This is a genomic window from Streptococcus sp. DD04 (assembly GCF_001578725.1).
Lineage (GTDB): Bacteria > Bacillota > Bacilli > Lactobacillales > Streptococcaceae > Streptococcus > Streptococcus sinensis.
Map to the genome: position 1 here is coordinate 125139 of NZ_KQ968978.1, position 8739 is coordinate 133877.

Annotated in this window: 8 protein-coding genes and 1 pseudogene; 6 read left to right on the top strand and 3 right to left on the bottom strand. The window is 44.0% G+C overall.

The features are described 5' to 3' along the window. Nucleotides 1-164 precede the first annotated feature (164 nt). The 6 genes from STRDD04_RS05665 (at nt 165) to fni (ending at nt 5772) form a co-directional block, all read left to right on the top strand. Nucleotides 165-899, top strand: coding sequence for a CppA N-terminal domain-containing protein (locus STRDD04_RS05665; protein ID WP_062200095.1), 735 nt, complete (start codon nt 165-167; stop codon nt 897-899). After that, nucleotides 896-1831: a serine hydrolase domain-containing protein gene (locus STRDD04_RS05670; RefSeq protein ID WP_062200098.1), complete on the top strand. Its 936-nt coding sequence runs from the start codon at nt 896-898 to the stop codon at nt 1829-1831. Before STRDD04_RS05665 ends, STRDD04_RS05670 begins: the two co-directional genes overlap by 4 nt. Nucleotides 1832-1952: 121 nt before the next feature. Next, nucleotides 1953-2831, top strand: coding sequence for a mevalonate kinase (gene mvk / locus STRDD04_RS05675; protein WP_062200101.1), 879 nt, complete (start codon nt 1953-1955; stop codon nt 2829-2831). Further along, nucleotides 2813-3760, top strand: coding sequence for a diphosphomevalonate decarboxylase (mvaD, locus tag STRDD04_RS05680; RefSeq protein WP_062200104.1), 948 nt, complete (start codon nt 2813-2815; stop codon nt 3758-3760). The genes mvk and mvaD overlap by 19 nt, the downstream gene beginning before the upstream one ends. Then, nucleotides 3750-4769: a phosphomevalonate kinase gene (locus STRDD04_RS05685; RefSeq protein WP_062200106.1), complete on the top strand. Its 1020-nt coding sequence runs from the start codon at nt 3750-3752 to the stop codon at nt 4767-4769. Before mvaD ends, STRDD04_RS05685 begins: the two co-directional genes overlap by 11 nt. After that, nucleotides 4753-5772, top strand: a complete 1020-nt coding sequence (fni, locus tag STRDD04_RS05690) for a type 2 isopentenyl-diphosphate Delta-isomerase (protein ID WP_062200109.1) — start codon at nt 4753-4755, stop codon at nt 5770-5772. Before STRDD04_RS05685 ends, fni begins: the two co-directional genes overlap by 17 nt. 57 nt (nt 5773-5829) lie before the next feature. Here the strand turns inward: fni and STRDD04_RS05695 are convergent, their stop codons facing one another. The 3 genes and pseudogenes from STRDD04_RS05695 to STRDD04_RS10955 form a co-directional block, all read right to left on the bottom strand. After that, the gene (locus STRDD04_RS05695) at nt 5830-7113 is read right to left on the bottom strand and encodes a hydroxymethylglutaryl-CoA reductase, degradative (protein WP_062200112.1); all 1284 of its coding nucleotides are present in this window, start codon (nt 7111-7113) and stop codon (nt 5830-5832) included. Then, nucleotides 7110-8288, bottom strand: coding sequence for a hydroxymethylglutaryl-CoA synthase (locus tag STRDD04_RS05700; protein ID WP_062200115.1), 1179 nt, complete (start codon nt 8286-8288; stop codon nt 7110-7112). Before STRDD04_RS05700 ends, STRDD04_RS05695 begins: the two co-directional genes overlap by 4 nt. A gap of 282 nt (nt 8289-8570) precedes the next feature. Next, nucleotides 8571-8739: pseudogene (locus STRDD04_RS10955) on the bottom strand (threonine/serine exporter family protein); the annotation flags it as partial.

An 8739-nucleotide genomic window follows, 5' to 3' on the forward strand; every position in this document is an offset into this window, starting at 1 on the left:
CTGTCTACTTAATCGTCTGAATGGTCGGAGAATACTGGACTGTTTTAGTCTCATTTAGTCTTCCGATAAGGTTAGGATGAAATGTTTAAAAAATTGTTGATTTGCGCATAATTTCTTGTAAAAAAAATGAAAATCTATTACAATAAAATAGTTTGGAGGAAGTTATGAGTACAAATCATATTACAAGAATTATTCCAGTAATAAAAGTAAATAATCGCAATCTTAATCAAGATTTTTATGTAAAAACTCTAGGGATGAAATCCTTGTTGGAAGAAGCTGCTCTGTTATCTTTGGGAGATCAGACTAAAACAGAAAAATTAATTTTAGAAGAATCTCCAAGCATGCGCTCGCGTCGTGTAAAAGGGCCTAAAAAATTATCAAGGCTCATAATTAAAGTGCAAGAGCCTAAAGAAATAGAGGCTCTATTAGCTCAAAAACCAGAATGTCTCAAACTTTACCGAGGAAAAGTCGGTTACGCTTTTGAAGCTTTGTCTCCAGAAGGCGATCGGATTTTGCTGCATGCTGAGACAGAGGTTTCTTCTCTTAAAGAAGTGGCAGAGGTACCATCATTTAAAAAGCAGGAGGATTTTATTGGGCTCAGCCAGTTCGATATTGAGTCAGTGGAACTCCATGTTTCTGATGTTCAAAAAGTGGAAGCCTTTTATCAAAAGATTGAGAATGCTTGTGATTTTCTGGTTTTTAAGGAGGCGTTTGGGCCAGACTTGTCAGTGAGTAATGAAAAAACTTGGGATTTGGCGATGCTGAAATGTAAACTAGTCACCTTGGATACCAATCTTCTGAAAGAAGTTTTTCAAAATCAGGAAATCTTCATACCTAAGTCTGATAAATTTTTACTCAGTCAAGACCCGAATAAGATTGAACTGTGGTTTGAAGCATGAGTATCGAAATGATTCTTGGGAAAATTGATGAACAGCTGAGGGCGGGAATCTATCCTGGCGCTAGTTTGGCTTTGTATCGGGATGGACAATGGCTGGACTTTTACTTTGGACTGGCGGATCCCAGTCGCAAGGAGGGAACACGGCCAGGGCTGGTTTATGATTTGGCCAGCGTCAGCAAGGTGGTTGGTGTTGGGACTGTAGCTGCTTTTTTGTTCCATAGCAGTTCTCTAGAGCTGGATCGGCCTTTGAGGCATTATTATCCTGCTTTTCATGATAATCAGGTCACGGTGCGGCAGCTGTTGACCCATACCTCTGGGCTGGATCCTTATATTCCCCATCGTAATGAGTTGAATGCTCAAGAGCTGAAGGCAGCACTTAACCGCCTAACTGTCCTTGAAGATAGGTCATTTCGCTATACAGATGTCAATTTTCTGCTATTAGGTTTTATGTTGGAAGAGATGTTTGACAAGTCTTTAGATGTTCTCTTTCAGCAGGAAATTTTTGAGCCTTGGCAGCTTTCAGAAACTAGTTTTGGTCCTGTAAAAGAAGCAGTACCGACGATGCGAGGTGTAGAGGGTGGCTTGGTGCACGATCCCAAGGCGCGTGTGCTGGGAATTCATGCTGGCAGTGCAGGACTGTTTTCTACTGTAAAGGATTTGAAACGTTTCTTGGAGCATTATCTACAGGATGAGTTCGCTTCCGAATTAACCCAGAATTTTTCCAGAGAAGCAGGGAAGGCTCGCAGTTTGGGCTGGAATATAGATGGAAATTGGCTGGATCATACAGGCTATACGGGTACTTTTATTATGTATAACCGAATTGAGCAAAAGGCTGTTATTTTTCTATCTAACAGAACCTATGAAAAAGATGAGCGAGCTCAGTGGATTTTGGATCGCAACCAGCTAATGGATCTGATCAAAAAAGAATTATAAAATAGGAACTCCAGACTGAAAATGCTGGAGTTTTTTGTCGTGGAAAAACAAAGATAACAATCGCTTTTTTTGTAAAAGTATATTAAAATAAAAAGGAGAGAAAGATTTATTGAGAAAACAAATGACAAAAGAAATAGGTGTCGGGACGGCACATAGTAAGATAATTTTAATGGGGGAACACTCGGTAGTGTATGGCTATCCAGCTATCTCCCTGCCACTGAATAATATTGAGGTCACTTGCCAAGTATTTCCATCTGAATCCACCTGGACTCTCTACAAGGACGATGCCCTGTCTATGGCTGTTTTTGCGAGTCTGGAACATTTGGGGAAACAGGAAGCCAGAATTCGCTGTCAGGTGAAATCTATGGTTCCTGAGAAAAGAGGGATGGGCTCGTCTGCGGCGGTCAGTATTGCGGCTATTCGAGCTGTCTTTGACTATTTTGAAGAGGAGTTGGATGATCAGACTCTAGAAATCTTAGTCAATCGGGCAGAGATGATTGCTCATATGAATCCTAGTGGTCTAGATGCTAAAACTTGTCTTAGCGATGTAGCCATCAAATTCATCCGCAATCTGGGCTTCAGCGAGATTGAACTGAATCTGAATGCTTATCTACTGATTGCTGATACCGGTATTTACGGGCATACCCGCGAGGCTATCAAAGTTGTGGAGAATCAAGGACAAAAAGCCTTGCCTCTACTACAGGAGCTGGGTAATTTGACTAAAATTGTAGAAAAGGCCATCGCTGCAAAAGATCTGCTAACCATGGGACTAACTATGACCAAAGCGCACGAGAAATTGACTCAGCTGGGTGTTTCCTGTCCCAAAGCAGATGCTCTGGTTAGCCTGGCTGTCGAAAATGGTGCCTTAGGCGCCAAAATGAGTGGGGGCGGTTTAGGTGGCTGTATCATTGCCCTTGTAAAAGAAAAAGGTGAGGCGGAAAAATTAGCCGTCCTACTGAGAGAGAAAGGTGCGGTAAACACATGGATAGAAAGCCTGTAAGCGTCAAATCCTATGCCAATATTGCCATTATTAAGTATTGGGGAAAAGAAAATGCTAAAGAGATGATTCCATCAACCAGCAGTATCTCCCTAACCTTAGAAAACATGTATACCGAGACTAGATTGAGTCCCCTGCCAGCTGGCGCGACGAGAGATGAATTTTATATTAATGAACAGCTGCAGAATGAAGCCGAGCATGAGAAGATGTCGCGCATTATTGATCGCTTCAGACAGGATTCAGCTAATTTTGTCCGTATTGACACCCGCAACAATATGCCAACAGCAGCAGGGCTTTCTTCTAGTTCCAGTGGCTTGTCTGCTCTAGTTAAAGCCTGTAATGCTTATTTTGAAACGGGCTATGAAACAGAAGAGCTGGCTCAACTGGCTAAATTTGCTTCCGGCTCCTCAGCTCGCTCCTTTTTTGGCCCTTTATCAGCCTGGGATAAGGATAGTGGTGCTATTTACCCTGTCCAAACGGATCTAAAACTGGCTATGATTATGCTGGTCCTTTATGATGAAAGGAAACCCATCTCCAGTCGGGAAGGCATGAGGATCTGCCAAGCAACGTCCAGCAATTTTAAGGAATGGGTTGAGCAGTCTGCACAGGATTATAGGCATATGCTGACCTACCTCAAGGACAACGATTTTGATAGGGTCGGTCAGCTGGCAGAAAGCAATGCCCTGCTCATGCACTCGACTACCCAGACAGCACAGCCGCCCTTTAGCTATTTAACTGACCAATCCTATGCTGCAATGGACTTTATCAAGGAGTTGCGTCAAAAAGGAGAGCGCTGTTATTTTACCATGGATGCTGGGCCGAATGTCAAGGTTCTTTGTTTAGAAGAAGATCTGGATCACCTGGTTCCGATATTTGAAGAAAGATACCGACTGATTGTTTCTAAAACAAAGGATTTACCCGATGAAGTCTGAGCGAATTGTAAAAACCTGTGGAAAACTTTATCTGGCAGGTGAGTATGCTGTGCTTAGCCCTGGTCAAGCAGCCCTGATTAAAAACATTCCTATTTTTATGACGGGGAGAATTCAGCCCGCCGTTGCCTATCGTTTGGCTTCGGATATGTTTAATCATCAGGCTTCTCTGGAGCCAGATGCAGACTATGCCCTGATTCAGGAGACAATTGCTGTCATGAACGATTGGCTCTTAGCACAGAGGATCACTTCCCGGCCCTTTTCTCTGACTATCAGTGGAAAGATGGAAAGGGAAGGGAGAAAGTTTGGGATTGGCTCCAGTGGTAGTGTAGTGATTTTGACCTTGAAAGCGATGGCTGCTTTTTATCGGTTGAATGTAGATGCGGAGCAGCTTTTTAAGCTAGCCGCTTTTGTCCTGCTGCGGCGGGGAGACAACGGCTCTATGGGTGATTTGGCTTGCATTGTCTATGAAGACTTGGTCTATTATCGCTCTTTTGACCGAGCGCACATTCGAAAACAGCTGGCAGCAATGGATATGATGACAGTTCTTGCCCAAGATTGGGGCTACCAGATTCGTCGTATTCAGCCTGCTTTAGCCTGTGATTTTTTGGTTGGTTGGACCAAGGAGCCAGCTATTTCCAAAGACTTGGTTGAGCAGGTTAAGTCAGCTATTGACGACCACTTTTTATCACAGACTCAGCAACAGGTAGATTTTTTGCTTGCGGCTCTGACAAGTGGAGATAAGACAGCTGTAAAGACCAGTCTGGAAGAAGTCAGCAGTCTTTTAGCAGGACTCAGTCCAGCTATTTATACAGCGAAATTAAGCCAATTGAAAGTGGCAGCCGAGGGGCTAGACTGTGTAGCAAAAAGCAGCGGTGCTGGGGGTGGAGATTGTGGAATTGCGCTGGTTTTTAATCCTAAAGATAAGCAGGTTCTGCTGCAGCGCTGGCAGTTAGCAGAGATTGAATTATTACACCAAGAAAGGATAGGCGAGTATGAGTCAGAGTCGTAAAGATGACCATATAAAATACGCTTTGGAGCAGACTCCAGACTACAATAGCTTTGATGAGATGGAGTTGATTCATCGCTCGCTCCCAGAATATAATTTAGACGAAATTGATTTATCTACTCATTTTGCCGGTCGCGACTGGGAGTTTCCATTTTATATCAATGCAATGACCGGTGGCAGTCCAAAAGGCAAAGTAATCAATGAGAAATTGGCTCAGATAGCAGAGACCTGTGGCATTCTTTTCGTGACAGGCTCCTACAGTGCTGCTCTTAAAAATCCAGCGGATGATTCTTATAGAGTAGCTAAGGAGCGGCCTGCTCTATTACTAGCTACTAATATTGGATTGGATAAGCCCTATGAAGCTGGCCAGCAGGCAGTGTCCGACTTACAGCCTATCTTCCTGCAGCTTCATGTCAACCTTATGCAAGAACTTCTGATGCCAGAAGGTGAGCGGGAGTTCCGAGCTTGGAAACACCATCTCAAAGATTATGCGGACAGGCTATCTCTACCAATTGTTGTAAAAGAGGTTGGTTTTGGCTTGGATCGTAGGAGTCTAGAGGCGGCTCGGGCTATGGGAGTCAAGACTTTTGATATTTCCGGCCGCGGAGGAACTAGCTTTGCCTACATCGAAAATCGCAGAAGCAGGCAGCGAGATTATCTCAATGACTGGGGTCAGACCACCCTGCAGGCTCTGCTCAATCTACAGGATTTGCGAGAAGAGACAGAACTTTTAGTTAGTGGAGGAGTCCGCCACCCATTAGATATTATCAAGGCCTTGGTTCTAGGCGCCAAAGCAGTCGGTCTATCTCGGACAATGTTGGAACTGATCGAGGATCACTCAGTAGACGAAGTTGTTGCTATCCTTAACGGTTGGAAGACTGATCTGCGTCTGCTCATGTGCGCCCTTTCCTGTCGAAATCTAGAAGAACTAAAACAAGTCCCTTACTTGCTTTACGGTCGTCTGAAAGAAGGCCGGGATCAACTCAGCCAGATAAGGGATAATTAAGCAAAAAATCACATGCAGAAAGTCTGTTAAAAAACAGACCGCATGTGATTTTTATGTTTATTGATTTTTTTTTCGTAGATCTTTTAAAATCTCTTGGGCAAGAGATAAGTTAAAGCTCTTTTCAGCTGTCAGTCGGCTAACTAAGAGTGGAACTTCCTGTTCTTGCGCACCTGCCAGAAGAGCCAAGGATTTGGCTTGCAGTTTCATATGCCCAGCCTGAATGCCTGTGCTGACGAGGGCTTTGAGAGCCGCAAAATTTTGTGCCAGGCCGACAGAAACGATTAAACTAGCTAACTCTTTGGCTGTAGGCTGATTTAGAAGGTCAAAACTGGCTGCAACAGTCGGATTGAGACCGATAGAGCCCCCCTTGGTTGCGATAGGCATGGGCAGGGTTAGTTGACCTTGCAGTTTGCGATTTGTCCAGTTAGCTGTCCAGCTGGTCAAGCCTTGATAAGAGCCTGAACGGGCAGCATAGGTATGCGCCCCAGCTTCAATGGCGCGCCAATCATTGCCGCTTGCCAAAACGACGGCGTCAATGCCATTGAAAATCCCTTTGTTGTGTGTGCTGGCGCGATAAGGATCAGCCTTAGCGAATTGGCTGGCTAGGACCATCTTCCGAGCAATCTTTTCTGCTTCGGTCTTGTCACGGCTGAGGAGACGGAAATCAATCTCACAGCTAGCTGTCACCAGAGCTTCTGTAGCATAATTGGATAGGATGGCCATCAGACTCTCCCCACCAGTCCATAACTCGAGTTGCTCCTTGAGAGCTTCCAGCATAGTGTTAAGAATATTGGCTCCCATGGCTTCCTGAGTATCGACAAGAAGATAAACGACCAGAAAATCGGTCTCTCCTTTCAGAAGTTCTGTCCGCAGGTCACAAGCGCCGCCGCCCCGTTTGACAATGGAAGGGTAGGCTTGGTTGGCCAGTTCCAGCAAATTAGCCTTCTTTTCTTGGATTTGATGAAGAGCTGAGCTGACATCCGGTATATCGTAGAGGGCAATCTGGCCGATCATCTGGCGGTTGTGGACAGTGGTTGTAAAGCCCCCGCTGCGTTTGATAATCTTGGCGGCAAAGCTGGCGGCAGCAACAACAGAAGGTTCTTCTGTTACAAAAGGAACCTGATAAAGTTTACCATCTACCAGAAAATCAGGTGCGATGGAATAAGGGAGAGCCAGAGTGCCCAAGACATTTTCGCTCATCTGATCTGCTGTTTCCAGAGAGAGGGTCTGCTGCTCTGCCAGTTGCTGCCAATGCTCGTGATCAATCAGCTCCTTCTCTTTTAGGAACTCTAGCCGTTCAGCGGGTGTTTTTTTTGAAAATCCAGTCCAATTTAGCTTCATAGCGGTTTCTCAACTTTAATATATTTTCGCTGATGCTCAGCAATTTCAGTCAGGGCATAGACCTGATTTTCATAACCGCTGAAGTGAGCATTTCCGTTTTCATCTAGCTGGGCTTCTTCAAAAAACATTTGCTCATAGTCAGGGATGGATACAGGCAGGCGTTGATCTAATTCTTGGAGGCGTGTTGTTGAAAGTTGCTGTTCATAGCCTTCCACCACATTGGCGCTGAAAATTTCAGCCACTGCTCCGCTGCCATAGCTAAAGAGAACAATCTTATCACCAGCCTTTAGATTGTCAGAGTTTTCTAAAAGGGACAGCAGGCCCAGAAAGAGCGAGCCGGTATAGATGTTTCCCACTTTTTGGCTGTAAAGAATAGATTTCTCGAAATTATCCTTTAAAATTTGCTGCTGGTCTTCTGGCAGGCTTTTATCCATGATTTTTTTCATGCCCTTAAGGGCCAGTTTTGGATAAGGCAAGTGGAAACAGTAGGCCGCAAAATCTTTGAGTGAGACTTTATGGCGCTGCTGATATTCAGCCCAAGTTGACTTTAAGCTGTCCAAATACTGCTGAGTAGAATAGATTCCGTTAACAAATGGCGTAGTCGAGTAATTTGGACGCCAAAAATCCATAACATCACGTGTTTGTGCTACATTATCTTCGTTGAAAGATAAAATCCGTGGATTTTGACTAATGAGCATTGCAATAGAACCAGCTCCTTGAGTCGGTTCTCCTGGAGTAAGGGCACCGTATTTAGCAATATCGCTAGCAATCACTAAGACCTTGCTTTGAGGATACTGTTTAACATGCAGCTTGGCATAGTCAAGTGCTGCCGTGGCTCCATAGCAAGCCTCTTTGATTTCAAAACTGCGGGCAAAGGGCTGGATGCCGAGCAAACCATGAATAAAAACTGCCGCAGCTTTACTTTGGTCAGTCCCAGATTCAGTTGCGACAATGACCATGTCGATTTCTTGCTTGTCCTTCTCTGATAAAATAGATTCGGCAGCAGAAGCCCCCAAAGTAATAATATCCTCTGTAATGGGTGCAATACTCAATTCTTTGAGTAGGAGGCCCTTACTTAATTTTTCAGGGTCGATGCCACGCTTTTCAGCCAAATCATCTAATTTTAAAACATAATTGCTTGTTGCAAAACCGATTTTATCGATTCCGATTGTCATAGTAAGACCTCTTTAAATCCTTTGATATCTAATATTATCTGAATACTATTTTACCATACTTAGAGGTAAAACTCTTATAAAAAACGCTTAATCTGTCCAAATCAGACTTAAGACGGAATTTGTACAAAAATGCGGGAAATTGGAGGAAGCTCGATTTCTATCCAGTCTGATAAGCTGCTGTAGAAAAGCCATCTTTGCCTGTTTCAGCAAAGATGACTGCATACATTTTACAAGAATGGGTAAAGCGCCTTGCATTTGGCGGACTTTCTTAGATCTAGTAATCTAAGCAGTCTTTTTTTGACGTTTCTTCAAATAGTTGTAAATCTTCAGTACTACAGTCCCGCTGGCCATCCCGATGGAGATAACCAAAGCTAGAATTACAACTAAGGTGGCATTGACCATAGCCTGACTGTAATCACCTGTCACAAAAAAGGCGGTTGTCCGATAGGAA